Below are 26,975 nucleotides of genomic sequence, written 5' to 3' on the forward strand. Positions count from 1 at the left end.
CTAATCGTATTTATGGCGTTTTATTGATTACTACAAACTGTTTATTGTCGTTGTGACTACACAACGTATTGTCAGGCCCCATGGATAAGTGGATAGCGTTGGTCAAGGCCAGCATGAAAGACCGCAAGGTCACGCAGGACCAGCTGGCGTCGCGCCTGGGCATGTCTCAGGGCGGAGTCGGCCACTGGCTGAACAAGCGCCGGGTGCCGAGCCTCGCCGACATGAACCGGGTGATGCAGGAACTGGGCCTCGATTATCTCGAGGTGGCGCTGGTGATTCGCGAAAAAGCGCTTGCACCGGTGGAGCAGGAATTGGAGCCAGTGCCGCACTACAACCCGAATTACCGGTACCCGCTGAGCGACGGAAAGGGAGCGTACCAAGTGCAGGAAGAATCTCGGCCTTACAACGCTGCCCGTTTCCAGATGAGCGACTATCACGCCCGTGGCAAAGCGTTCTGGATGCGGGTGATCGGTGATGCCATGGCTGCCCCCAGCGGCTTGAGTATCCGCGAGGGCATGATGGTTCTGGTGGACCCGGCCATCAAGGCCGAGCCCGGCAAATTGGTGGTGGCCCAATGGGCATTCAATCCCCAGGCCACCTTGCGCAAACTGGTGAAGCAAAGCGGCCAGCTTTACCTGGTACCGCTCAACCCGACCTACCCGAAAATGCTCTTCAGCGAAGAATGCCGGATCATCGGCGTGGTGGTGCAGGCGGTCACGAGGTTTTAGCTCGCGGCTTCCAGTTCCACCAGGGCGCTGCCTTCACCGACCATTTCACCTTCCTGGCAGTACAGCGCCTTGACCACGCCGGCATGGGGCGCGCGGATGCTGTGTTCCATCTTCATGGCTTCCAGCACCACCAACTGCGTACCGGCTTCAACCGTTTGCCCGACCTCCACCAGCACCCGCACGATGCTGCCGTTCATCGGCGCGGTCAGGCCGCCCTGATGGGACTGGCTGGCGTCGACCGCGGCAATCGGGTCGAACAGGCTGACGCTATGCACCTCGCCATCCCAACGCAGAAACACACGGCCGCCCTCGCGGACCGCCAGATGGGAGCGGCGTACGCCTTGCTGGTCGATCAGCAACTGCTCGCCACGCAACTGTGGCGGGTTAACGCAGGCACGCAGCATCACCAGGCGATCCTGGCCGTTGCAGCTCAAATGCAGGGAAACCTCGGCAGGCAACCCGGCGCGAAAGCCGCTCATGTCTGCCCAAGGCGAACTGGAATCACTGCTCGATTGGGTCTGCATGAACGCCTGGCCTGCTGCCTGCCAGAACTCATCGCTCAGATCGCCTGGTGCAGGTAGCAGCTCATCCTGATAACGCGGGATAAACCCGGTATCCAGTTCAGCCGCCGCAAACGCCGGATGGCCGATGATGCGCCGCAAAAAGCCCAGGTTGGTCTTCAGGCCACCCACGGCAAACTCATCGAGCATCCCCAGCAACCGCAGGCGCGCCTGCTCGCGGTCTTCGCCCCAGGCAATCAGCTTGCCCAGCATCGGGTCGTAGAACGGTGAGACGTTGTCGCCTTGCTCGACACCGCTGTCCACCCGGCACCCCGGCCCTGGCGTGGATTCGCGGTACAACGCCAGGTGCCCGGTGGCTGGCAGGAAATCATTGGCCGGGTCCTCGGCGTACAAACGTACTTCAATCGCATGCCCCAGCAGCGGCACTTGCTCCTGAGTCATCGGCAGTGGCTCGCCCTGAGCCACACGGATCTGCCAGGCCACCAAGTCCAGGCCGGTGATTGCCTCGGTTACCGGGTGTTCCACCTGCAGCCGGGTGTTCATCTCCATGAAGAAAAACTCGCCCCGGGCGTCCAGCAGAAACTCTACAGTGCCCGCGCCCACGTAACCGATGGCCTGGGCGGCACGCACCGCTGCTTCGCCCATGGCTTTGCGCTGCTCGGCACTCAGGCCCGGCGCGGGGGCTTCTTCGACGACTTTTTGATGGCGACGCTGGATCGAGCAATCACGCTCATTCAGGTACAGGCAATGGCCGTGCTGGTCGGCAAACACCTGGATTTCCACGTGGCGCGGCTTGAGCAAATACTTCTCTACCAGCATCTGCGCGTTGCCAAACGAGGACAGCGCTTCCCGCTGCGCCGAGGCCAGGGCTTCGGCCAGTTGGCTGACGTCCTCGACCACTTTCATGCCCTTGCCGCCACCGCCTGCCGTGGCCTTGAGCAACACCGGGTAACCGATACGCTCAGCCGCCTGGCGAAAGGTCTCCAGGTCCTGGGCGTCACCGTGGTAGCCGGGCACCAACGGCACACCGGCGGTTTCCATCAGCGCCTTGGCCGCAGATTTGCTGCCCATGGCATCAATGGCCGAGGCGGGCGGGCCGAGGAAGATCAACCCGGCCGCTTCAATCGCGCGGGCAAACCCTGCGTTCTCCGAAAGAAACCCATAACCCGGGTGAATCGCCTGGGCGCCACTGGCTTGGGCCGCGGCGATCAATTTGTCGATTTGCAGGTAACTGTCGGCGGCCTTGCTGCCGCCCAGGTCAACGCGGATATCCGCTTCGCGGGCATGCCGCGCGTCGCGGTCCGTGGCGCTGTGCACGGCCACGGTGGTCAAACCCATGGCCTTGGCGGTGCGCATCACCCGGCAGGCGATTTCGCCGCGATTGGCCACCAATACAGTGGTAAGCGTCTTCATGAACGCGGCTCCTGAGGCTGCCAGTTGGGCGCGCGTTTTTGCAAAAAGGCGCGCAAGCCTTCCTGGCCTTCGGCGCTGACGCGGATCCGGGCGATGGAGTTTTCGCAATAGCGACGCAACGCTGGCGTCAGCGCGCCGTGGCCGACTTCGCGCAACAAATCCTTACTGGCGCGCATGGCTGCCGGGCTGTTGAGCAGCAGGTTGGTAATCCACACTTCGACGTGGACGTCCAAATCATCAGCCGGATAACTTTCCGCCAGCAAACCGATTTCCCGCGCCCGCTGGCCACCAAAGCGATCCGCCGTCAGGGCATAGCGGCGGGCAGCCCGCTCACCGATTGCCTGCACCACGAACGGGCTGATCACCGCCGGCGCCAGGCCAATGCGTACTTCCGAGAGGCAGAACTGCGCATCATCGGCACCAATTGCCATGTCGCAGCAACTGATCAATCCCAAGGCTCCGCCGTAGGCCGCACCCTGAACCACTGCCAGCGTCGGGATCTTGAGCTTGGCGAGGTTGTACATCAGCTCTGCCAGCTCACGGGCATCGTCCAGGTTGGTGTGATAATCCAGCTCGGCCGACTGCTGCATCCAGGCCAGGTCAGCACCGGCGCTGAAGTGTTTGCCGCGCCCACGCAGTACCAGGAAGCGCAGGGCCGGGTCGCCTTGCACCTGGTCCAGGGCAATGATCAGTTCGCGGATCATTTCGGCGTTGAACGCGTTGTTCTTGGCTTCACGACTGAGCCACAAGGTGGCAAAGCCACGCGGGTCGGTGACCAGTTCGAGGGTATTGAAATCGCTCATGTAAGGAGCTCCATGATGATGTGATGCATGTTGTAGGAGCGAGCTTGCTCGCGAAAAACCTGAGGGCGCCGTATTCATCCAGACTGCCCGCGTCAGCATTGACGACCATCGCGAGCAAGCTCGCTCCTACAGGTCACATGCGGAACACGCCGAAGCGGCTCGGCTCGATGGGGGCGTTCAGCGCGGCGGACAAGGCCAGGGCCAGCACGTCGCGGGTCTGCAACGGGTCGATGACGCCGTCGTCCCACAGCCGTGCGCTGGAGTAGTAGGGGTGGCCCTGGGTTTCGTACTGGTCGAGGATCGGCTGCTTGATCGCGGCTTCCTCGTTGCTGCTGAAACCCTGGCCTGCGCGCTCAGCCTGCTCACGCTTGACCTGCACCAAAACGCCGGCCGCCTGTTCAGCCCCCATCACGCCGATGCGTGCGTTGGGCCACATCCACAAGAAACGCGGGTCATAGGCGCGGCCGCACATGCCGTAGTTACCGGCGCCGAAGCTGCCGCCGATGATCACGGTGAATTTCGGCACCTTGGCGCACGCCACGGCCGTCACCAGCTTGGCACCGTGCTTGGCGATGCCGCCGGCTTCGTATTTCTGGCCGACCATAAAGCCGGTGATGTTTTGCAGGAACAGCAGCGGAATCCCGCGTTGACAGGCCAGCTCGATAAAGTGCGCGCCTTTCTGCGCGGCCTCGGCGAAGAGGATGCCGTTGTTGGCCAGGATCGCAATCGGGTAGCCGTGCAGGTGCGCAAAACCGCACACCAGGGTGGTGCCGAACAATGCCTTGAACTCATCGAACACCGAGCCGTCCACCAACCGTGCGATCACTTCGCGCACATCGAACGGTTGCTTGGCGTCAGCCGGGATCACGCCGTACAGCTCCTCGCTGCTATAAAGCGGTGCCAGCGGCGTGCGTTGTTGCAATTGCCCCAGCTTGCGCCAGTTGAGGTTGGCCACACTGCGGCGGGCCAGGGCCAGCGCATGTTCGTCGCTGTCGGCATAGTGGTCGGCGACCCCGGAAATCTTGCAGTGCACATCGGCACCGCCCAGGTCTTCGGCGCTGACCACTTCACCGGTCGCCGCCTTCACCAGCGGCGGGCCGGCGAGGAAGATCGTGGCTTGCTGGCGAACCATGATTGCTTCGTCCGCCATCGCCGGGACATACGCGCCACCGGCGGTGCAGGAACCCATCACCACGGCGATCTGCGGAATGCCCTGGGCGCTCATGTTGGCCTGGTTGAAGAAGATCCGCCCGAAGTGTTCGCGGTCCGGGAACACTTCGTCCTGACGCGGCAGGTTGGCGCCGCCGGAGTCCACCAGGTAGATGCACGGCAGGCGGTTCTGCTCGGCGATGGTCTGGGCGCGCAGGTGTTTTTTGACCGTCAGTGGATAGTACGAGCCGCCTTTCACGGTGGCGTCGTTGGCGACGATCATGCACTCGACGCCTTCCACCCGACCAATCCCGGCAATCACCCCGGCCGCCGGCACGTCTTCGCCATACACCTGGTAAGCGGCCAGTTGGCTGAGTTCAAGGAACGGCGAGCCAGGATCGAGCAAGCGATTGATCCGCTCGCGGGGCAACAGTTTGCCTCGGGACGTATGCCGCTCCTGAGCCTTGGCGCCGCCGCCTTGCTGCACTTGGGCGAGCAGGGTATGCAGGGCGTCGACCTGTTGGAGCATCACCGCGCTGTTGGCGGCGAATTCCGCCGAGCGCGGGTTGAGCTGGGTGTGCAGGGTAGCCATGGTGCGCGCTCCGTTCAGCGGGTTTCGTTAAACAGTTCGCGACCGATCAACATGCGCCGGATCTCACTGGTGCCGGCACCGATTTCGTACAGCTTGGCGTCACGCAGCAGACGGCCCGCCGGGAATTCATTGATATAGCCATTGCCGCCGAGAATCTGGATCGCGTCGAGGGCCATCTGGGTGGCGCGTTCGGCGCTGTACAGGATCACCCCGGCGGCATCCTTGCGCGTGGTCTCGCCGCGCTCGCAGGCCTGGGCCACCGCGTACAGGTAGGCGCGGCTGGCGTTGAGTTGGGTATACATGTCGGCGACCTTGCCCTGGATCAACTGGAACTCGCCGATGCTCTGGCCGAACTGCTTGCGGTCGTGGATGTAGGGCACGATCAAATCCATGCAGGCCTGCATGATTCCGGTCGGGCCCCCGGAGAGCACCACGCGTTCGTAATCGAGGCCGCTCATCAGCACCTTTACACCGCCATTCAATGCGCCGAGGATGTTTTCTTCCGGCACTTCGACGTCATCGAAAAACAGCTCGCAGGTGTTGGAGCCGCGCATGCCGAGCTTGTCGAACTTATTGCTGCGGCTGAAGCCTTTCGAGTCGCGCTCGACGATAAATGCAGTGATACCGTGGGCGCCCTTTTCGAGGTCGGTCTTGGCGTAGATCACGTAGGTGTTGGCGTCGGGGCCGTTGGTGATCCAGGTCTTGCTGCCGTTGAGCACATACACACTGCCGCGTTTATCGGCGCGCAGCTTCATGGAGACCACGTCGGAACCGGCGTTCGGCTCGCTCATCGCCAGGGCGCCAACGTGTTCGCCGCTGATCAGCTTGGGCAGGTACTTGAGTTTTTGTTCGTGGGTGCCGTTGCGATTGATCTGGTTGACGCAGAGGTTGGAGTGCGCGCCGTAGGACAACGCCACCGAAGCCGAACCCCGACTGATCTCTTCCATGGCCACCACGTGGGCCAGGTAGCCCAGGCCGGCACCGCCGTACTCTTCCGGCACGGTGATGCCCAGCAGGCCCATGTCGCCGAACTTGCGCCACATGTCGGCGGGGAAAAGGTTATCGATGTCGATCTGCGCAGCCCGCGGCGCCAGCTCCTTGGCCACGAAGGACTGCACTTGGTCGCGCAGCATGTCGATGGTTTCACCGAGGGCGAAGTTCAGGGAGGGGTAACTCATGGACGGGCACCTTCTAGCGTTGTTTTTGTGTGGTCAATGCGCCGGGGAGGGCGATCACCTTTACGTTAACGTAAACTTGCGTTGCAGGCCTGTCAATCGTAGTTTACGTTTACGTCAACCTACAAAAAAGACAACAGGGGTCGTTATGGATCAATCGAATCAGAGCTACAGCCGTGGCTCTCAGGACAAAGCCCTGCTGGCCATGACTATCGGCCAAGCCTTCGATCACACGGTTTCGCGCTACCCCGACGGCGAAGCCCTGGTCGTGTGCCATCAACCGCATCGCTATACCTGGCGGCAACTGGCAGAGACGGTTGATTTGCATGCACGTGCGTTCCTGGCCATGGGGATGCAAACCGGCGACCGCCTGGGCATCTGGGCCCCCAACTGCGCCGAGTGGTGCATCAGCCAGATTGCCAGCGCCAAGCTCGGCGTGGTTCTGGTCAACATCAACCCGGCGTATCGCAGCAGTGAACTGGAGTACGTACTCAAGCAATCCGGTTGCCAGTGGCTGGTGTGCGCGGGGTCGTTCAAGGCCTCCGATTACCACGGCATGTTGCTGGAATTGAAGCCCGACCTGCGCGGCATCATCAGCCTGGATCCCAGCCCGCCCCCGGGGTTCACGCCCTGGTCGCAATTGGCGGCGCTCGGCGCAGGCATTCCACCCGAACAACTGCACACCCGCCAGGCCAGCCTGCACTTCGATCAACCCGTCAACATCCAGTACACCTCCGGCACCACCGGCTTCCCCAAGGGCGCCACCCTCAGTCACCACAACATCCTCAATAACGGCTACATGGTTGGCGAAAGCCTGGGCCTGACCGCGCAAGACCGCCTGGTGATCCCGGTGCCGCTGTACCACTGCTTCGGCATGGTGATGGGCAACCTGGGCTGTATCACCCACGGCACCACAATGATTTACCCGAATGACGGTTTCGACCCGCTGCTGACCTTGACCGCCGTCGCCGAAGAACAGGCCACCGGGCTTTACGGCGTGCCCACGATGTTTATCGCCATGCTCGATCACCCGCGCCGCGCTGAATTCGACCTGTCACACCTGCGCACCGGGATCATGGCCGGCGCCACCTGCCCGATCGAAGTGATGCGCCGGGTCATCAGCGAGATGCACTTGAGTGAGGTGCAGATTGCCTATGGCATGACTGAAACCAGCCCGGTGTCGTTGCAGACCGGGCCGGATGACGACCTTGAGCGGCGGGTGACCACCGTCGGTCGTACCCAGCCACAGCTGGAAAGCAAGATCATCGACGAGGCGGGTAACACGGTTGCTCGGGGCCAGATAGGTGAGCTGTGTACTCGTGGCTACAGTGTGATGCTGGGTTACTGGAACAATCCTGACAGCACTCGTGAGGCTATCGACGAGGCGGGCTGGATGCACACCGGCGACCTGGCGACCATGGATGAACATGGGTATGTGTGTATCGCCGGGCGTAACAAGGACATGATTATTCGCGGTGGCGAGAATGTGTACCCGCGGGAGTTGGAGGAGTTTTTCTTCACCCACCCGGCGGTGGCGGATGTGCAGGTGATCGGGATTCCGGATGAGCGCTATGGTGAGGCGATTGTGGCGTGGGTCAAGTTTCATCCGGGGCATGTGGCCAATGAGCTGGAGCTGCAGACGTGGTGCAAGGGTCGGATTGCGCACTTCAAGACGCCTAAGCATTTCAAGTTTGTGGATGAGTTTCCGATGACGGTGACGGGGAAGATTCAGAAGTTTCGGATGCGGGAAATTATGATTGAGGAGTTGGGGGAGGGGGGGTGATTGGGTGTATATCCGTTATTTGGGTAACGGCCTCCTATGGTTCCGCTCTTACAGCGGGTCACTTTTGAAAAGCGCAAAAGTAACCAAAACGCTCTGCCCCGCCTGTCGGCACCTCGCTTAGGCTCGGTGTTCCCTCACTCCGGTATTGCTCCGCGGGCCGCCGCGACGGGGCGTCCCTGCCCCGTCGCGGCTAAACCGGCGTCCTGCCGGTTTACCCGCTCCTCAATACCTGCGTTCGGCCTCGGGCTGAATGGGGCAGTCAGATCAAAAGCAAAAGCACAGCGGCCTCCCGGCCGGCTTCCTTCTCTGTAGGAGCGAGCTTGCTCGCGAAAAACCTGAGACCGCCGCGTTCATCCAGAATGCCCGCGTCATCGTTAACGACTTTCGCGAGCAAGCCCGCTCCCACATTTGGACTGTGCCCGCTCTTGATTTCGCTGTTGCTCCTGCTGTTGCTTCACCACACTCAAGCCGGCCTGTAGGCCGCTGTGCTCTTGATCTGCTTTTGATCTTGATCTTAGGCGCCCCGTTAAACCACGCTGGCCGAACGCAGGTTTTGGAGCGTGGGTAACCCGGCAGGACGCCGGGTTAGCCGCGCTGGGCCAAGGATGGCCCATCGCGGCGGCCCACGGTCCAAAGCCGGAGTGCGGGCACACCGAGCCTGGGCGAGGTGCCGAGTGGTGGGGCAAGAGCGTTTTGCTTACTTTTGCGCTTTTCAAAAGTGAGCCGCTGTAAGAGCGGAACCATAGGAGGCCATCACCCAAACAACGGATATACACACAAATCACCCTACCCGAGAAAGCACAAAGGGGACCCGAAGGTCCCCTTTAATTTGTCGTTGCGTGCTCTTTTTTTATTATTGAGGGGCGGTCTGTTGTTGTTTTTGGCAACCGTGGCCCTTTACCGCTGTTTTTGTCGACCCCCATCCGGGGTCAAGAGCAAACGTATTTTTTTGAGCGCTGATCTGCTTCTTCGCACGCGATCCAACCAGTGGGTAGCTACCTGAAGGTAGTTTTGTTCTTCTCTATCCGGTTGCGGGTTTCGGCATCTGCCGTACCCTGCAAAGCACATCTTCTCCAAAAAAATCTGTTAGCTGCGTCTCTGCCGTGTTGTTTTTGTTATGTCAGAGTCGTTACGTCTTATTTTTATTAGGTTTGGTGCTTTTTATTCTTGTTATGCAATAGAGATAGCAGAAGCCGTGCCAACTTTATAAAGTCCTTTAAAATCAATGGTTTGATTTTTAAGTGGGAAATTTCCTTCAGGAAATGCGACAAGATATGTTCCCGTGTTACCCGATGTGTAGCCGCGAGGTAACACATCGTCACAGGCGCGCTACTCAACCGGCGCTACGAGCCTTCGCCACACGCGAACCCGTGGGGCGGCCGAGCACCGTACAAATCTGCTGACCCGCCAGAATCAGCTTGTCCATGTCGATACCCGTCTCGATGCCCAGGCCATTGAGCAGGTACAGCACATCCTCCGTGGCAACGTTACCGCTGGCACCCTTGGCATAGGGGCAGCCGCCGAGGCCCGAAATAGAGCTGTCGAACACTTGGATACCTTCCTCAAGACTGGCGTAGATATTGGCGATGGCCTGGCCATAGGTGTCATGGAAGTGACCGGCCAGCTTGTCCCGTGGCACCTGCGCGCCGACCACCTCGAACATCCGCCGCGTGGCGCCTGCAGTGCCCGTGCCGATCGTATCGCCCAGGGACACCTCATAGCAGCCCATGGCAAACAGCTCGCGAGCGACTACCGCGACGTGTTCCGGTGCGACCTGACCTTCATAGGGGCAACCCAACACACACGACACATAACCCCGCACGCTCACGCCATGCTGCCTGGCCGCGTCCATGATCGGCACGAAGCGCTCCAGGCTTTCGCTGATGGAGCAGTTGATATTGCGCTGGGAAAACGCCTCGGACGCCGCCGCAAACACCGCGACTTCCTTCACGCCCGCCGCCAGTGCATCTTCAAAACCCCGCAGGTTCGGCGCCAGTGCGCCATAGGTCACCCCGGCCTTGCGCTGGATCTGCGCAAACACCTCGGCCGACCCGGCCATCTGCGGCACCCACTTGGGCGACACAAAGCTGCCGACTTCGATGTAACCCAGGCCGGCGGCGCTCAGGGCGTCCACCAATTGCACCTTGTCGGCGACGCTGATGGGTTGCGCTTCATTCTGCAGGCCGTCGCGCGGACCGACTTCCACCAGGCGCACATGAGAGGGAAGGGACATGGCAGCTACCTTTTATGAATGGCCAACCTGGCCCTGAATGGTCTGTTCCAGCGCCTGGGTGCACCGCTCTTCGGCGGTGTCCAGCTCCAGCTTCATCTGTTCGATGTCCAGCAACTGTTGTTCCAGCTGCTCGCGGCGCTCGGCGATTTTCGCCAGCATGCTGTGCAGCTGTTTCTGGTTACCGCTGGTGGGGTCGTAGAGTTCGATCAGCTCCCGGCACTCGGCCAGGGAGAAACCGATGCGCTTGCCCCGCAGGATCAACTTCAGGCTGACCTTGTCCCGGGGCGAGTAAATGCGCTCCTGGCCCCGGCGTTCCGGGGACAGCAGGCCTTGTTCTTCATAGAAGCGAATGGCGCGGGTGGTGATGTCGAGCTCGCGGGCGAGGTCGGAGATGCTGTAGGTCGTGCTCATGGGGGCGCTCAAGGAGTGTCTTGAGCGTTAAGCTAATGGCTGGTTGACGTTAACGTCAAGCGCATTGCCACTGCAACGTTAACGATAACGTGGGCTGTCTGGTTTTTACGCGGCGCTCTCAGGTTTTTCGCGAGCAAGCTCGCTCCTACAGTTTATCCAGCTTCTTCTCATGGGCCGTCACTTGCTGGCATAACTCGATCATTTGCTCGCGCATCCAGCGGTTGGCCGGGTCCTGGTCGGTGCTTTCGTGCCAGTACAGATGGGTTTCCACCATGGGCACATCATTTACCGGCAGGTTGAACCAGTGCAGTTCATGGCGCCGGGCAAACCGCTCCGGTACGGTCATCACCATGTCGGTCTGCTGCAACACTTGCGAGGCCATCAAGTAATGTTGGGAACGCAGAGCGATCTTGCGCTGCAGGCCCATCTTGCCCAATGCCAGGTCAACGTGGCCCAGGCCGTTGCGCCGGCTGGAGATATGAATGTGGGTCAGCGACAGGTAGTCATCCAGGGTGAGCTTGTCCTTGCCCGCCATCGGATGCCCCTTGCGCATGGCACACACGTAGCGGTCTTCCATCAGCTTCACATGGCGTACTTGCGGGTCGGTGTTGAGCGGCGCATCCACCGCAAAGTCCAGGCGACCGGCGGCCAGTTCCTTGGTGGTTTCCCGGCGTTTGGACAGGAAGCTCTCGATCACCACCGTCGGCGCCAGGCGGCGCAGGCGCTGGAACAGTGCGGGCAGAATCACCGCTTCGGTGAGGTCGGTCATGCTGATGCGGTAGGTCTTGGCGGCCTGTTGCGGGTTGAAAATCCGGCTTTCCTGCACGGACACCCGCAGCAACGACAGCGCATTACGCACCGGGCCAATGATGTTCTGGGCCATGGGCGTAGGCACCATACCCTGGGCGGTACGCACGAACAGCGGGTCGTTGAAGGTCTCCCGCAGGCGGGCCAGAGCGTTCGACACCGCCGGCTGGGTAATCCCGACAATCTGCCCGGCGCGGGTCAGGTTGGCTTCGGTGTAGATCGCGTCAAAGACGATGAAGAGGTTGAGATCGACCTTGCTCAAATTCATTTCGCTGCGCTCTTATTGTTAGGTGTCCATACGCCGATCATATATCGGTGATGAATGTTAATACACGCCGAGAATAGGCTAGGTAAATTATCAACGCTGTTCTAGCATCGATTCATGACCTCAACAACCTCCATTGAGAAGGTGCTGCCCATGGATTTCGCCTATTCGCCCAAGGTTCAGGAACTGCGTGAACGCGTCACCGCATTCATGGACGCCTACGTTTACCCGGCCGAGCCTGTATTCGAACGCCAGGTTGCCGAAGGTGATCGCTGGCAGCCCACCGCGATCATGGAGGAGTTGAAAGCCAAGGCTAAAGCCGAAGGCCTGTGGAACCTGTTCCTGCCGGAATCCGAACTGGGCGCGGGCCTGACCAACCTGGAATATGCACCCCTGGCGGAAATCATGGGCCGCTCCTTGCTGGGGCCGGAGCCGTTCAACTGCTCGGCGCCGGATACCGGCAACATGGAAGTGCTGGTGCGCTACGCCAACGAAGAACAGAAACAGCGCTGGCTGGAGCCGTTGCTGCGCGGCGAGATCCGCTCGGCATTCGCCATGACCGAGCCGGACGTGGCGTCCTCCGACGCCACCAACATGGCGGCCCGTGCGGTACGTGACGGCGACGAGTGGGTGATCAACGGTAAAAAATGGTGGACCTCCGGCGCCTGCGACCCGCGTTGCAAGATCCTGATCTTTATGGGCCTGAGCAACCCGGATGCGCCGCGCCACCAGCAGCACTCGATGATTCTGGTACCAGTAGATGCACCGGGTGTGAAAATCGTGCGCCCTCTGCCGGTGTTCGGCTACGACGACGCGCCCCATGGCCACGCCGAAGTACTCTTCGAAAACGTCCGTGTGCCGTACGAAAACGTCCTGCTGGGCGAAGGCCGGGGCTTTGAAATCGCGCAAGGACGCCTTGGTCCGGGCCGTATCCACCACTGCATGCGCTCCGTCGGCATGGCCGAGCGCGCGCTGGAGTTGATGTGCAAACGCGCCGTCAGCCGTACCGCTTTCGGCAAACCGCTGGCTCGCCTGGGTGGCAATATCGACAAGATCGCCGACTCGCGGATGGAAATCGACATGGCGCGCCTGCTGACATTGAAAGCCGCCTACATGATGGACACCGTTGGCAACAAGGTCGCGAAAAGCGAAATCGCTCAGATCAAGGTGGTGGCGCCGAACGTGGCGTTGAAGGTGATCGACCGCGCCATCCAGATCCACGGTGGCGCTGGCGTCTCCAACGACTTCCCGCTGGCCTACATGTACGCCATGCAGCGCACCCTGCGCCTGGCCGACGGCCCGGACGAAGTGCACCGCGCGGCGATCGGCAAGTTCGAGATCGGCAAGTACGTGCCCCGCGAAATGATGCGCAGCGGCCAGTAAAACCGAGGTGTCTTCATCGCAGGCAAGCCGGCTCCCACAGGAGAATGCAGTCAACTGTGGGAGCCGGGCTTGCCCGCGATGAGGCCAGTCCGGGCAATAAAGATCTTTAAGTCCTCAATACACCCAAACCTCCACCCGCCGATTCTTGATCCTTCCCTCATCCGCCGTATTCGCCGCCACCGGCATCTCCGCGCCAAACCCGCGTATGTCCCTCAGCACCACGCCGCTCTTGACCAACTCCCGCCGCACCGCCATCGCCCGCAATTTCGACAACAGCGCCGCCCGTTGCGCATCACTCTTGGCATCCCCAAACCCCACCAGCGTCACCTGCTTGTCCAGCTTGCCGTGGCGCTTTATATAAGCCACCAGCCGCATCAAGTCCTGGCGCGCCTTGTTGTCGAGGCTGGCGCTGCCTTCCTCAAACCGGAAATTCACGGTCAGCCGCTGCGCCTGCCGGGCAATCGCCTGGTAATCCTCGGGCATCGGCGCCCGCGGTTCCACGGTCATGGCTTGCACCTGCTGCGCGATAAAGCCATTGGCGGCCACGATCGCCTGGCCCTTGCTGCTTTGCGCAAAGTCCACCAAGGCCTTGGCCCAGGGATTGTGCTCAATCGGCGGCAAATAGAAAAACAACCGGCGTGACAGCGGGTAATCCTCGGTGGCAATCAGGCTGTTCAACGGCAGCATGGGCTGTGAGTCGCCATCGACAATGGCCACTGCCTTGGCCTGGCGCACATAAGGCAAACCAATAAAACCGATACCCTGCGGGTCATGGCTGACGGCATCCGACAACGCCTCGCTGGACTCGAACCGCTTGGCGCTGGCATCCAGTGCTTTGCCGCGACGGCTGAGCACCAGCTCCTTGAAGGTATCGTAGGTGCCGGACTGATCATCCCGCGCGTACAGGTGAATCTGGCCGCCGATGCCGCCAATTTGCTCCCAGGTCGAAACCTCGCCGCTGAAAATCTGCGCCAATTGCTCGGTGTTCAACCTACCCAACGGGTTGCGCGGGTTGAGGATGATCGCCAGGCCATCAATGGCGATGACTTGTTCAGCATCCGGGCTCTTCAGGTCGCCTAGGGATTCCAGGTCCACCAGTTCACTGTCCTTGATCGGCCGGGAAGACGCCGCAAGATCGGCGCTGGCTTTTTTCAGTGCGCCAAAGCCGGTGCTGGAACCATGGGCGGCCACTTCCACCGTCACCCGCTGGCCCTGGCGAGTCTTGCCGATGATGTGCTGTTCGTTGGCCTGCTCAGATGGCTCGCTGTGCACCGCTTGCAACCCCTGTTGCTCCATCAGTCCCTTGACCAGTGCCGGGCCAAGCGCCGCGCCGATAGTGTTGGAACCCTGGATGCGCAAGGCCGGGCCATGTTCGGGGAAGGGCAGTGGGGTGGAAAAAGCGGCGAGGGGAAATGCGCTGAGCAGTGCCAGCAGGGATAGAACGCGCAGCATCATGCCGGCACCTTCTCAAACCAAAGGGAGTGCCGCGAGATTAAGTCAGGCAGGTTGCATAAATGTGACGAGGGCCGGTTTCCCGACCCTCTGTGCTGAATCAGCTCAATTCCAGCCAGATCGGCGCATGATCGGAGGGTTTTTCCATGCCGCGCAGGTCGTAATCCACACCGGCATCCTTCACCCGGGGCAACAAGCCTTGGGAAGCCAGGATCACGTCGATTCGCAGCCCGCGTTTTGGCTCGTCTTCAAAACCACGGCTGCGGTAATCGAACCAACTGAAGCGATCCGCCACGTCCGGGTTGAGGTGGCGGAAGCTGTCCACCAGGCCCCAGTTCTTCAGGCGTGCCATCCATTCGCGCTCTTCCGGCAAGAAGCTGCATTTGCCGGTCTTCAGCCAGCGCTTGGCATTGTCGGCGCCGATACCGATGTCGCAGTCTTCCGGGGAAATGTTCACATCGCCCATCACGACCACGGCCTGGTCATTGCTGAACTGCGACTCCAGCAAGGTTTGCAGGTCCTCATAGAAGCGCTGCTTGGCCGGGAATTTGGTCGGGTGGTCGCGACTTTCGCCCTGTGGGAAATAGCCGTTCATGATGGTAATCGGGTTGCCGTTGGCATCGGCGAAGGTGCCCCAGATAAAGCGGCGCTGGGCGTCTTCTTCGTCACTGGCGAAGCCTTTATGCAGCGCCTGCGGTTCCTGGCGCGAGAGCAGGGCGACACCGTAGTGGCCTTTCTGCCCGTGGTAATAAACGTGATAACCCAGGGCCTGCACCTCGGCCAGCGGGAACTGGTCGTCGTGGACCTTGGTTTCCTGCAAACCGATCACGTCCGGCTGATGTTTCTCGATCAGTGCCGCCAGCTGATGAGGGCGGGCGCGCAGCCCGTTGATATTGAAAGACACGATTTTCATGGTCGGCGGTCCAGTCTGGCAAAAGGGCGATGCTAGCCGACAAGTCGGACGGGGGCCAGCCTTGTAGCCGCTGCCGAGGCACGAGGCTGCGTTGGGCTGCGAAGCGGCCCCCGGTGGCTACACTGAACGAAACAGTGCCGCAGACGTTCGTAATAACAAGAGCGCAACCTTTTGAGTCAGCGCCCAGGGGAGATTCACTGTTATGCCTGACACCTCGACTGCCATCGCCCAGATCCACATGCTCGACAGCGGCTATTCCCGCGAAGCCCGTTCGCTGTTGTACCAGGCCTATCGCCATGAGCCGACGTTCGCCTACATCTTCGAAGCTGAACGTCCCGGCTACGAACAGCGGGTGCGCGCCACGGTGCGTGAACTGGTCAAGCAACACTTCTTCCAGAAACTGCCGGCCATTGGCCTGTTGGTCAACGACCGGCTGATCGGCATCGCCCTGATCGCGCCACCGACACGCCGCCTGGGCATCACCGAAAGCTGGGCCTGGCAGTTACGGATGTGGCTGAGCACCGGTGTGCGCGGCACCCGGCGCTACCTGGAATACCATCAGGCGGTGCTGGCGTGCCTGCCCTCGGATTCGGTGCATGTGCTGCCGTTGCTGGGGATTCACCCGCAATTCCAGGGCAAACACTACGGTGAGCAATTGCTGGAAGCGGTGCACAACTGGTGCGCCGAAGACCCGCATTCATCCGGCGTGGTGCTGGACACGGGGAATTCTCGCTATCTGGAGTTTTATAAGCGTCAGGGCTATGAAGAGATTGGCGAGGTGGCTGTAGGACCGGTTCTGGAACACGTGTTCTTTCACGCAAATCCGCAAGTGTTACAGGCTGCAACCCTTTAGGTCAGAATTATTCAGACAAATCAGGGTTCTAAGACGCTCCCTAGCTCGTGTAGCATCCCGGCCTATGAAGTTTCCAGGAAGATTTACCAGCGGCTTGATTCTGCTGTTCACGAGCTGCGGCGCCTTGGCGCAAAGCGAATTGGATGTGCGCATCAAGCCTTCAAACGACGCGTTGAAAGCCAATATCGAAGGCTATATCGGCGGGGTCGGCGATCGTGACGAAGAAGCCCTGCTGCGCTTCAGCCGTGGCGCTGAGGAGCAGGCCCGCAAGGCCGCCCAGTCGCTGGGTTTCTACCAACCGCAGATCGCCAGCGATGTGAAGGGCGGCAAGAACCCGCGCCTGATCCTCACCATCGATCCCGGCGAACCGGTGCATTTGCGCAATGTGACGATTCGGGTCGATGGCCAGGCCGCCGACCTCAAAGCCTTTCGCGTGCCCGCCAGCGACCAACTCAAATCCGGCGCCGTGCTCAACCACGGCAACTACGAAGACGCCAAGCGTGTCATCCAGAACCAGGCGTCACGCTTCGGCTTTTTCAGCGGGCGCTTTACCAGCCAGAAACTCTCGGTCGACCCCAAGGCGGGTGTGGCCGATATCGAACTTATCTATGACAGTGGCCCACGCTACACCTTGGGCAAGGTCAGCTTTGCCGGCGACACGCCGTTTGATGAAGACCTGCTGCAACGCATGGTGCCGTTCAAGAGCGGCGCGCCTTACGACTCCGAACTGATCGCCGAACTCAACCAGAACCTGCAATCCAGCGGCTTTTTCGAGGGCGTGCGCGTAGACGCTGCCCCGGCCGCCTCGACCAATGACGTGATCCCGGTGGCCGTGCAACTGGAAACCCGCAAGCCCCGCACCATGGGCCTCGGCCTTGGTTACTCGACCGACGTCGGGCCGCGGGGCAAGGCCAACTGGACGCGCCACTGGGTCAACCCCCAGGGCCACAGTTATGGCTGGGAAGCCGAGCTGTCGGCGCCGCGGCAGAACGTCGGGCTGTGGTACGACATTCCCATGGACCCGCCACTCACCGACAAACTGCGTTTCGCCGGCGGCTACCAGAATGAAGAAATCGCCAACACCGACACCCTGAGTAAATTGCTGACCCTCGGCCCCGAGTGGCACAGCAAGTTGCCCAGCGGCTGGACGCGGGTGATCTCGCTCAAATGGCAGCGTGAAGAATATCGCCTCGGCAACGACTCGGGCCTGAGTACGCTGCTGATGCCCGGTATCAGTTATTCCTACTTGCGCAGCGACAACCGCATCGACCCGCACAACGGCTATCGCCTGCTATTCGACGCCAAGGTCGCCAAGGAAGGCCTGGGCTCCGACACCAACCTGCTTTACGGCACGGCGACGATCAAGGGCCTGACCACCCTGTGGGATAACCATCGTTTCCTGGCTCGGGCGCAGTTTGGCGGCAGCGCCACCAACGGCTACAAGTCCGTGCCGCCGTCGTTGCGCTTTTTTGCCGGTGGCGACCAGAGCGTACGGGGTTACGAGTACCAGACCCTATCGCCGGAAAACGATCGCGGCGACCGCATCGGCGGCCGCTACATGGTGGCCCTGAGCGCCGAGTACCAATATTCCATCGCCGAAAAATGGCGGATCGCGACCTTTATCGACCAAGGCAACTCGTTCAACACCCTGGAAATGCCGAGCCTGAAAACCGGTGTGGGTGTGGGCGTGCGCTGGGTGTCGCCGGTTGGCCCGATCCGTCTCGACCTGGCCCATGCCCTTGAAGATCCGGGCGGCATTCGTTTGCACTTTTCCATGGGGCCTGAGCTGTGATGCGTGGTTTGAAAATAGCGGGGCTGGCCATTCTGGCGGTCTTCGCGGTGATAGTGCTTGCACTGTGGACGGTGCTGGGTACCCAAGTCGGCAGCCGTTGGGTGCTGGGCCAGGTGCCGGGTTTGACCGTGGAGAATTTCCAGGGTCGCCTGGGCGGCCAGTGGAGTGCCGACCATCTGTTGTGGCAGCAAGACAGCAGCCGCGTGGAGCTGCAGGCGCCTAAGTTCGACTGGTCGCCGGCCTGTTTGATGCGCATGACCTTGTGCATCAACCAACTGGATGTAGAGCAGGTGAGCCTGCAATTTCCACCCAGCACCGAAGAAAGCAGCGGGCCGATTACCCTGCCGGACTTGAAACTGCCGGTCGCCCTTCAGTTGGGCGACATTCGTGTCGGCAGCCTGCTGTTCAATGGCAGCGAAGAACTCCGGGGCCTGCAACTGGCGGCGCACTGGACCGCCGCCGGGATGCAGATCGACTCGGTGCACCTGCAACGGGACGGCCTGGTACTCGACCTGTCCGGCCTGCTGCAACCCACCGGCAACTGGCCGTTGGCCGCCAGCGGTAACCTGAGCCTGCCTTACGCTCCGGGCGGTGCGCCCTGGACGCTGGCGCTCAAGGTCGATGGTGATTTGCTCAAGACCCTCAAGCTCGATGCCGACAGCAGCGGCTACCTGCCCGCCAAGCTCAGCGGCGAGTTGCAACCCCTGGTGGAAAACCTGCCGGCGCAACTGCACATCACCGCCGACGGCTTTAAACCCAGCGCCGATTTGCCCGATACCCTGCAACTCAATCAGTTGGACCTGACGGCCAAGGGCGACCTGAGCAACGGTTACCAGCTGCTCGGCAAAGCCGTCCTGCCAGCGGAAAAAGGCCCAGTGGACCTGCTGCTGCAAGGCAAGGTCGACGCCAAGGGCGCGCAGATCGCCGGGCTGGACCTGAATGCCGGCGACAAGCAAAACCTCAAGCTCAGTGCCAATCTGGACTGGCAGCAAGGGTTCAGCGCCGACGCGAAAATCGACTGGCTGGATTTCCCGTGGCATCGCCTGTACCCGGTGATCGACGAACCCCAAGTCGCCTTGCGTACCTTCAATGGCGAAGTCTCCTACAAGGACGGTAACTACCTGGGCAACTTCAAGGCCGACCTCGACGGCCCTGCGGGCAAGTTCAGCCTGGCCAGCCCGTTCAGCGGCGACCTCAAGCAAGTGTTCCTCCCCGAGTTGAAACTCGCCGCCGGCCAGGGCAAGGCCGAAGGCCACCTGAACCTGCAGTTTGCCGATGGCATCGCCTGGGACACGGCGCTGGACCTGTCGGCCATCAACCCGGCGTACTGGGTCGCGGAACTGCCGGGTACTCTGGCCGGCCCGCTGCGCAGCAAGGGTGAAATGAAGAACGAGCAACTCAAGCTCAGTGCAGACCTCGACCTCAAGGGCCGTTTGCGCGGCCAACCCGCGGTGCTCCAGGCCAAGGCCGAAGGCGCAGGCGAGCAGTGGACCCTCGGCGCCCTCGACATCCGCCTCGGCGACAACCGCGTCTACGGCAGCGGCAGCCTGCAGCAACGGCTGGCTGGGCAGATCGACATCAAACTGACGCGCCTCGCCCAACTCTGGCCGCAACTGCGCGGGCAGATGAACGGCCGCCTCGACGTCGCGGGCACTCTGCAGGCGCCCCAAGGCAAGCTGAACCTGGTGGGTCAACAACTGGCGTTTGAGGACAACCGCCTGCAAAACCTGACCCTGGACGCGAACCTTGATAACGCCCAGCGCGCCAAAATCGACTTGAAGGGCAGTGGTATCCAGGCCGGTGAAACCCAGCTCGGCACCTTGACCGCCAGCGCCCAGGGCGATATCAAAAGCCAGAAAGTCCAGCTCGACCTGGCCGGCCCGCTACTCAAGCTGGCCCTGGCCCTGGACGGCAATCTCGACAAAGGCAACTGGCGCGGGCGCCTGGCCAGCGGTGATGTGCAAGCCGGTGGCCAGGACTGGAAGCTGCAAGCCCCGGCGAAAATCGAGCGCCTGGCCGACGGCAGACTGACCTTTGCAGCCCATTGCTGGGTCTCCGGCCCGGCGAGCCTGTGCGGCGAAGACCAGCGCCTGATGCCCGAGCCGAAGCTGCGTTACCACCTCAAGCAGTTCCCCATCGACAGCCTGGCCCAGTGGTTGCCCAAGGATTTCGCCTGGCAGGGCAAGCTCAATGCCGACGTGCAGCTTGACCTGCCGGCCAGCGGCCCTAAAGGCGTGGTCTCGGTGGATGCCAGCGGCGGCACCCTGCGGGTCAAGGACAAGGACCAGTGGCTGGACTTTCCGTACGACACGCTGAAGCTGGAAACCACCCTCAACCCCACGCGCATCGACACCCAGCTCAACTTCCGTGGCGGCAAGCTCGGCGAGTTGCTGTTGCAGGCGCAGATCAATCCGCTGCCGAAGAACAAACCGGTCACCGGCAATTTCACCCTGACCGGCCTCGACCTCGCCGTCGCCCGGCCCTTTGTACCCATGGTCGAGAAACTCAATGGCAAGCTCAACGGTAGCGGGCGAATCGGCGGCAGCCTGCTGTCGCCCCAGGTCAATGGCAGCGTCAACCTGGTCGGCGGCGAAATCTCCGGCCCGGAACTGCCCACCAGCTTCGAAGGCCTGAATATCCAGGCATTGATTGCCGGCGAAAGCGTGCAGCTCAATGGCGGCTGGCGCAGTGGCAAGGCCGGGCAGGGCACCATCAAGGGCCAGATCGATTGGGGCCAGGCCCTGGCGGTGGACATCGCCCTGCAAGGCACGCAACTGCCGGTCACCGTGGAGCCGTACGCCGACCTGGAAGTGGCACCCGACCTGAAAATCAGCATGAAGAACGACAAGCTGGCGATCTCCGGCAAGGTGCAGATTCCCAAGGGCGAGATCACTGTGCGCGAACTGCCGCCATCGACGGTCAAGGTCTCGGATGACACGGTGATCGTCGGCAGCCAGACCGAGGAGGGCAAGCCGCCGATGGCCATGGCGATGGACATCGACGTCGAGGTGGGCAAGGACAAACTGAGCTTTGCCGGGTTTGGCCTCACCGCCAACCTGCAAGGCCACGTACACATCGGCGACAACATGGACACCCGTGGCGAACTGTGGCTCAACGACGGCCGCTACCGTGCCTACGGCCAGCGGCTCACGGTGCGCCGTGCGCGGCTGCTGTTCGCCGGACCGATTGACCAGCCCTACCTCGACATCGAAGCCATCCGCCAGACGGATGACGTAACCGCCGGGATTCGCCTGAGCGGCAGCGCCGAGCAGCCCACCACGCAGATCTTCTCGGAACCGGCGATGAGCCAGGAGCAGGCGTTGTCTTACCTGGTACTGGGTCGACCGCTGAGCACCACGGGCGAAGACAACAACATGCTGGCCCAGGCAGCGCTGGGGCTGGGGTTGATGGGCAGTGCCGGAGTGACATCGGACATTGCCAAGAACCTGGGCATCCAGGATTTTGAACTGGACACCCAGGGCAGTGGCAACAACACCGCCGTGGTCGCCAGCGGCAAGATCTCCGAGAAGCTCAGCCTGCGTTATGGCGTCGGGGTTTTCGAACCGGCCAACACCATTGCCTTGCGCTACCTGCTGAGCAAGAAGGTGTACCTGGAAGTGGCCAGCGGCGTCGCCAGCTCCCTGGATATTTTCTACAAGCGCGATTTCTGATCCGTACACGTTAATGGTGGGAGCCCGGCTCCCACCTTTTATCCGCTAATTACCAAGCAACCTAACTATTCGTTTGACATTCGCTGCCTAGGCAGTAACATCGTGTCACACATTCACTGCTTAGGCAGTTAATAGGCTGGTCACGATGAAGCACTTCACCCCCGAAAACTTTCACAACTGCCACCTCGGCTTGCTGCTGGGCCGGGCTGCGCTGCTCAAAGACAAGATCATCGACACCCATATGGAACCCCACGGCATCACGGCCGCGCAGTTCAAGGTGTTGATCATCATGGCCCAGTACGGCGTCGACACCCCGGCCGAACTGTGCCGCAACCTGTCCCTGGACAGCGGCTCCATGACCCGCATGCTCGACCGCCTGGAACAAAAGGACCTGCTGGCGCGCAAGCGCTCCGAACAGGACCGGCGCCAGGTGCAGTTGGTGCTGACCGCGGAAGGCCAACGCGTGGCGGACATGTTGCCGCACATCGGCGCCCAGGCCTTGAACCAACTGGCAGGTGCGCTGGAACCGGGTGAACTGCAAACCCTGGAAAAAATCTTGAAGAAAATTCTTATAGCTGCGGGTGACCCCATCACCATTCAGCGGGTAGGTGGTGCATGAACAATCGCTCCTTGCGTGCCGGCCTCAGCCTTGTGCTGGTGGCCATGACTATGGCCGGTTGTGCCAATTTCAGCGGCTTGAACACAGAAGGCAAACGCCTCGAAGCCAATAACCTGCAAACCGGCAAGTCTCTCAGTGGCGTGACCCTGTCCGCCGCCGCCTGGCCCACCGCCGATTGGTGGAAAGGCCTTGGCGACCCACAGCTCGATGGCCTGATCCAGGAAGCCCTGCAAAACAGCCCCGACATGCAAGTGGCCAGCGCCCGCGCCCACCAGGCCGAAGCTGCGGCTTATGCCGCCAATGCGGCGCGCATGCCGACCCTGGATGCCAGCGCCGGTGTCAGCCGTTCGCGCCTGGCCAAGGACCAGGACCCGCGGGGCGAGGGCGATGCCTACGCCACCGTGCGCAACATCGGTGCCAGCTTCAATTACAACTTCGACCTGTGGGGTGGCCAGCGCGCCGCCTGGGAAGCCGCGCTGGGCCAGGCCCGCGCCGCCGAAGTCGATCAACAGGCCGCGCGCCTGACCCTGGCGGCCAACGTCGCCAAGGCCTACAGCGACCTGGGCCAGGCCCATATCGTGCGCGACCTGGCCAACGATGACCTCAAGCGCACCCGGCAAATGCTCGACTTGGGCCAGCGTCGCCTGAACTCCGGGATCGACAGCCAGTACCAGTACCAGCAAACCGAGAGCCTGGAAGCCAGCTCCCAGTCGCAACTGATCGATGCGGAAAAACAACTGCAGAGCGCCAAGATCGCCCTCGCCGTGTTGCTCGGCAAAGGCCCCGACCGTGGTGGCGAACTGGTACGCCCCAACGTGCTCAAGCCCAGCGCCGTTGCCGTGCCTTCGGTGCTGCCTGCCGAGCTGGTGGGCCGTCGTCCGGACCTGATCGCCGCACGCTGGCGTGTTGAAGCGGCGAGCAAAGATATCGCGGCCAGCAAGACCCGTTTCTACCCCAACCTCAACCTGAGCGCGAGCGCCGGGGCCGAGTCGTTGCTGGGGGATGCGATGTTTGGTTCGGCCAGCCGTTTCTTCAGCATTGCGCCGACCATCTCGCTGCCGATCTTCGACGGTGGCCGCCTGCGTGCCGACCTCGATGCCCGCGATGCCGACTACGACCTGGCCGTTGCCCAGTACAACAAAACCCTGGTGCAAGCCTTGGGCGATATCGGCAACACCCTCGTGCAATTGCGCGAGACCGGCCGGCAGATCCAGGCCCAGCAACACGCCGCTGACATTGCCCAGCAGTCCTACGACACCGGCGTCCAGCGGTACAGCTCAGGTATCGGTAATTACCTGGACGTGCTCAGCATCGAACAGCAATTACTCCAGGCCCAACGTCAGTTGGCCACCCTGAATGCCGAGCAAATCGATCTTTCGATTCAATTGATGCAGGCCCTGGGCGGCGGTTTTCACGCCGATAACGTGGCCTCGACCACCCCAGCCACGCGCACTGAATAATTCAAGGTACTTGTCATGGCCACTGCCGAAACCAGCAACAACGCTCCTGAAACAAAAAAGCCTGAACAACCGTCCACCAGCAACCCGCGCAAACGCAAAATCATGCTGTTTGTCCTGGCGCTGATCGTCATCCTCGGCGCCGTGGGCGTGTGGGGTTGGTACGAACTGTATGGCCGCTTCAGCGAAAGCACCGACGACGCCTACGTCAACGGCAACGTGGTGGAAATCACCCCGCTGGTGACCGGCACCGTGGTGAGCATCGGTGCCGACGATGGCGACCTGGTTCATGAAGGCCAGGTGCTGATCAACTTCGACCCCAACGACGCCGCCGTCGGCCTGCAAAGTGCCCAGGCCAACCTGGCCCGCACCGTGCGCCAGGTGCGTGGCTTGTACAGCAACGTCGATGGCATGAAAGCCCAGGTGCTGGCGCAGAAAGCCAACGTGCAAAAGGCCCAGGACAACTTCGCCCGTCGGAAAAACCTGGCGGCCGGCGGGGCGATTTCCCAAGAGGAACTGTCCCACGCTCGTGATGACCTGACCTCGGCACAAAACGCCCTGGCCAACGTTGAGCAGCAGTTCAAGACCACCAGCGCGCTGGTGGACGACACCGTGATTTCGTCCCACCCGGACGTGCAAGCCGCCGCCGCGCAGTTGCGCCAGGCCTATCTGACCAACGCCCGCAGCACTCTGATTGCACCGGTGACCGGCTATGTGGCCAAACGTACCGTGCAACTGGGCCAGCGGGTTCAGCCGGGCACTGCGCTGATGGCCGTGATCCCGCTGGATCAACTGTGGATCGACGCCAACTTCAAGGAAACCCAACTGCGGGATATGCGTATCGGCCAGCCGGTGGATATCGAATCTGACATCTACGGCAGCGACGTGAAATTCAGCGGCACCGTCGACAGCCTCGGCGCGGGCACCGGCAGTGCGTTTGCCTTGCTGCCGGCGCAGAACGCTACCGGTAACTGGATCAAGATCGTGCAACGGGTACCGGTGCGTATCCATGTGAACGCCGATGAGCTGGCCAAGCACCCGCTGCGCGTGGGCCTGTCCACCGTGGTCAACGTCGACCTGCACGACCAGAGCGGCCCGGTATTGGCCCAGCAGGCGCCGCAAAAGGCCTCGTTCACCACCAACGTGTACGACCGCCAGTTGGCCGAAGCCGACGCCATGATCACCCAACTGATCCATGACAACAGCGTTGCCGCTCCCAAGGCTGCCCAGCGCTGATTCGCCAATCCATCAGCTACGGCCCCGGCGGCCGTAGCGCCAATCATGTTGCACAGGATTCGCGATGAGTAACGCTAACGCCTCCTTCACGCCGCCCAGCTTGCTGATGGCCACCATCGGCCTGTCCCTGGCGACCTTTATGCAGGTGCTCGACACCACCATCGCCAACGTGGCGTTGCCGACGATTTCCGGCAACCTCGGTGTGAGTTCGGAGCAGGGCACCTGGGTAATCACCTCGTTTGCGGTGAGCAACGCCATCGCGCTGCCGCTGACCGGCTGGTTGAGCCGTCGCTTCGGCGAGGTGAAGCTGTTTCTGTGGGCCACCATCCTGTTTGTTCTGGCCTCGTTTCTCTGCGGCATCTCCACCTCGATGCCCGAGCTGATCGGCTTCCGGGTGCTGCAAGGCCTGGTCGCCGGCCCGCTGTACCCGATGACCCAGACGCTACTCATCGCGGTCTATCCCCCCGCAAGGCGAGGCATGGCCCTGGCGTTGCTGGCGATGGTCACGGTGGTGGCGCCGATTGCCGGGCCGATCCTCGGCGGCTGGATTACCGACAGCTACAGCTGGCCGTGGATCTTCTTTATCAACGTACCCATCGGCATCTTTGCGGTGATGGTGGTGCGTTCGCAGCTGAAGAAACGCCCGGTGGTCACCAGCTACCAGCCGATGGACTACGTCGGTTTGCTCAGCCTGATCGTCGGCGTCGGCGCCCTGCAGATCATCCTCGACAAGGGCAACGACCTGGACTGGTTCGAGTCGAACTTCATCATCATTGGCGCGGTAATCTCGGCGATTGCCCTGGCGGTGTTCGTGATCTGGGAAATGACCGACGAGCACCCGGTGGTCAACCTGCGGCTGTTTGCCTACCGCAACTTCCGCATTGGCACGATTGTGTTGGTGTTGGGGTATGCCGGCTTCTTCGGGATCAACCTGATCCTGCCGCAATGGTTGCAAACCCAGATGGGCTACACCGCCACCTGGGCGGGCCTGGCGGTGGCGCCGATCGGGATTCTGCCGGTATTGATGTCGCCGTTTGTGGGCAAGTATGCGCACAAGTTCGACCTGCGCTTGCTGGCTGGCCTGGCGTTCCTGGCGATTGGCTTGAGTTGCTTCATGCGGGCTGGCTTCACCAATGAAGTCGACTTCACGCACATCGCCCTGGTGCAGCTGTTCATGGGTATCGGCGTGGCGTTGTTCTTCATGCCGACCTTGAGCATCCTGATGTCCGACCTGCCCCCGGCGCAAATCGCCGACGGCGCAGGCTTGGCGACCTTCCTGCGGACCCTGGGCGGCAGCTTTGCAGCCTCGTTGACCACCTGGATCTGGATTCGCCGGGCGGACCAGCACCATGCCTACATGAGCGAAAACATGACCACCTACGACTCGGCCACCCGGGACGCCTTGCAGGCGCTCGGTGGGGCAGGGCACAAGGCGTATGCGCAGCTTGATCAGATACTGACGAGCCAGGCGTACATGATGTCCACCGTGGATTACTTCACGTTGCTGGGGTGGATGTTCATGGCGTTGATCGTGATTGTGTGGCTGGCGAAACCGCCGTTTGCGGCGAAGGCCGGGCCGGAGGCTTCGGGCCACTGATGTTGCTTATGATCGTTCCCACGCTCCGCGTAGGAATGCCGCTTTGGACGCTCTGCGTCCGCTTGTGAAGGTCGTGACGCAGAGCGTCACAGGATGCGTTCCCACGCAGAGCGTGGGAACGA

The 26,975-nt window shown here is 61.6% G+C and carries 19 protein-coding genes; 10 read left to right on the plus strand and 9 right to left on the minus strand.

The window, feature by feature from the left end; translation table 11 throughout:
• The first annotated feature begins 80 nt into the window (after positions 1-80).
• Entirely contained in the window at positions 81-728 is a 648-nt protein-coding gene (locus HBJ59_RS07180; protein WP_167663103.1) for a LexA family transcriptional regulator, read from the plus strand.
• On the opposite strand, the gene HBJ59_RS07185 is transcribed toward HBJ59_RS07180, so the two are convergent.
• From HBJ59_RS07185 to HBJ59_RS07200, 4 genes are all read right to left on the minus strand, one after another.
• Positions 725-2,662 (minus strand): acetyl/propionyl/methylcrotonyl-CoA carboxylase subunit alpha, encoded by a 1,938-nt coding sequence (locus tag HBJ59_RS07185; RefSeq protein WP_167663104.1) that lies wholly within the window; start codon positions 2,660-2,662, stop codon positions 725-727. The genes HBJ59_RS07180 and HBJ59_RS07185 overlap by 4 nt on opposite strands.
• Complete coding sequence (locus tag HBJ59_RS07190) at positions 2,659-3,465, minus strand: gamma-carboxygeranoyl-CoA hydratase (protein ID WP_167663105.1); 807 nt, start codon at positions 3,463-3,465, stop codon at positions 2,659-2,661. The genes HBJ59_RS07185 and HBJ59_RS07190 overlap by 4 nt, the downstream gene beginning before the upstream one ends.
• Before the next feature lie 133 nt (positions 3,466-3,598).
• Positions 3,599-5,206: a carboxyl transferase domain-containing protein gene (locus tag HBJ59_RS07195; protein WP_076014202.1), complete on the minus strand. Its 1,608-nt coding sequence runs from the start codon at positions 5,204-5,206 to the stop codon at positions 3,599-3,601.
• 14 nt (positions 5,207-5,220) lie between these two features.
• The gene (locus HBJ59_RS07200) at positions 5,221-6,384 is read right to left on the minus strand and encodes an isovaleryl-CoA dehydrogenase (RefSeq protein ID WP_076014201.1); all 1,164 of its coding nucleotides are present in this window, start codon (positions 6,382-6,384) and stop codon (positions 5,221-5,223) included.
• A 145-nt stretch (positions 6,385-6,529) separates the two neighbouring features.
• Here HBJ59_RS07200 and HBJ59_RS07205 point away from each other — a divergent pair, with 145 nt between their 5' ends.
• Complete coding sequence (locus HBJ59_RS07205) at positions 6,530-8,164, plus strand: AMP-binding protein (RefSeq protein ID WP_167663106.1); 1,635 nt, start codon at positions 6,530-6,532, stop codon at positions 8,162-8,164.
• A 1,333-nt stretch (positions 8,165-9,497) separates the two neighbouring features.
• On the opposite strand, the gene HBJ59_RS07210 is transcribed toward HBJ59_RS07205, so the two are convergent.
• The 3 genes from HBJ59_RS07210 to HBJ59_RS07220 all read right to left on the minus strand — a co-directional run bounded on the left by HBJ59_RS07210 (position 9,498) and on the right by HBJ59_RS07220 (position 11,883).
• Positions 9,498-10,397 (minus strand): hydroxymethylglutaryl-CoA lyase, encoded by a 900-nt coding sequence (locus HBJ59_RS07210; RefSeq protein WP_167663107.1) that lies wholly within the window; start codon positions 10,395-10,397, stop codon positions 9,498-9,500.
• Between the two features lie 12 nt (positions 10,398-10,409).
• The gene (locus HBJ59_RS07215) at positions 10,410-10,808 is read right to left on the minus strand and encodes a MerR family DNA-binding transcriptional regulator (RefSeq protein ID WP_003211806.1); all 399 of its coding nucleotides are present in this window, start codon (positions 10,806-10,808) and stop codon (positions 10,410-10,412) included.
• 145 nt (positions 10,809-10,953) lie between these two features.
• Positions 10,954-11,883 (minus strand): LysR family transcriptional regulator, encoded by a 930-nt coding sequence (locus tag HBJ59_RS07220; RefSeq protein WP_076014198.1) that lies wholly within the window; start codon positions 11,881-11,883, stop codon positions 10,954-10,956.
• 150 nt (positions 11,884-12,033) lie between these two features.
• Between HBJ59_RS07220 and HBJ59_RS07225 the strand changes: the two genes are divergently transcribed.
• Complete coding sequence (locus tag HBJ59_RS07225) at positions 12,034-13,263, plus strand: acyl-CoA dehydrogenase (protein WP_076014197.1); 1,230 nt, start codon at positions 12,034-12,036, stop codon at positions 13,261-13,263.
• A gap of 114 nt (positions 13,264-13,377) precedes the next feature.
• Here HBJ59_RS07225 and HBJ59_RS07230 read toward each other — a convergent pair whose 3' ends face one another.
• Both HBJ59_RS07230 and xthA read right to left on the minus strand, forming a co-directional pair.
• Positions 13,378-14,718 (minus strand): substrate-binding domain-containing protein, encoded by a 1,341-nt coding sequence (locus HBJ59_RS07230; protein WP_167663108.1) that lies wholly within the window; start codon positions 14,716-14,718, stop codon positions 13,378-13,380.
• A 97-nt stretch (positions 14,719-14,815) separates the two neighbouring features.
• Positions 14,816-15,628, minus strand: a complete 813-nt coding sequence (xthA, locus tag HBJ59_RS07235; protein WP_167663109.1) for an exodeoxyribonuclease III — start codon at positions 15,626-15,628, stop codon at positions 14,816-14,818.
• Between the two features lie 202 nt (positions 15,629-15,830).
• Between xthA and HBJ59_RS07240 the strand changes: the two genes are divergently transcribed.
• From HBJ59_RS07240 to HBJ59_RS07270, 7 genes are all read left to right on the plus strand, one after another.
• Positions 15,831-16,481 carry an N-acetyltransferase gene (locus tag HBJ59_RS07240; RefSeq protein WP_076014194.1) on the plus strand — a complete coding sequence of 217 codons (651 nt, stop codon included), beginning with the start codon at positions 15,831-15,833 and terminating at the stop codon, positions 16,479-16,481.
• A gap of 64 nt (positions 16,482-16,545) precedes the next feature.
• Positions 16,546-18,273, plus strand: coding sequence for an autotransporter assembly complex family protein (locus HBJ59_RS07245; protein ID WP_167663110.1), 1,728 nt, complete (start codon positions 16,546-16,548; stop codon positions 18,271-18,273).
• Positions 18,273-21,944: a translocation/assembly module TamB domain-containing protein gene (locus HBJ59_RS07250; RefSeq protein WP_178124246.1), complete on the plus strand. Its 3,672-nt coding sequence runs from the start codon at positions 18,273-18,275 to the stop codon at positions 21,942-21,944. Before HBJ59_RS07245 ends, HBJ59_RS07250 begins: the two co-directional genes overlap by 1 nt.
• A 145-nt stretch (positions 21,945-22,089) precedes the next feature.
• On the plus strand, positions 22,090-22,563 hold the full coding sequence (locus HBJ59_RS07255; protein WP_063028678.1) for a MarR family winged helix-turn-helix transcriptional regulator: 474 nt from the start codon (positions 22,090-22,092) through the stop codon (positions 22,561-22,563).
• Positions 22,560-24,023: an efflux transporter outer membrane subunit gene (locus tag HBJ59_RS07260; RefSeq protein WP_076014191.1), complete on the plus strand. Its 1,464-nt coding sequence runs from the start codon at positions 22,560-22,562 to the stop codon at positions 24,021-24,023. The genes HBJ59_RS07255 and HBJ59_RS07260 overlap by 4 nt, the downstream gene beginning before the upstream one ends.
• Positions 24,024-24,038: 15 nt before the next feature.
• Positions 24,039-25,256, plus strand: a complete 1,218-nt coding sequence (locus tag HBJ59_RS07265; RefSeq protein ID WP_076014190.1) for an efflux RND transporter periplasmic adaptor subunit — start codon at positions 24,039-24,041, stop codon at positions 25,254-25,256.
• Between the two features lie 64 nt (positions 25,257-25,320).
• A complete protein-coding gene (locus HBJ59_RS07270) occupies positions 25,321-26,853 on the plus strand; it encodes a DHA2 family efflux MFS transporter permease subunit (protein ID WP_010166975.1) in 1,533 nt (510 codons plus the stop codon).
• The last annotated feature ends 122 nt before the right edge of the window (positions 26,854-26,975 follow it).

The organism is Pseudomonas sp. AN3A02 (genome assembly GCF_011765255.1).
Lineage (GTDB): Bacteria > Pseudomonadota > Gammaproteobacteria > Pseudomonadales > Pseudomonadaceae > Aquipseudomonas.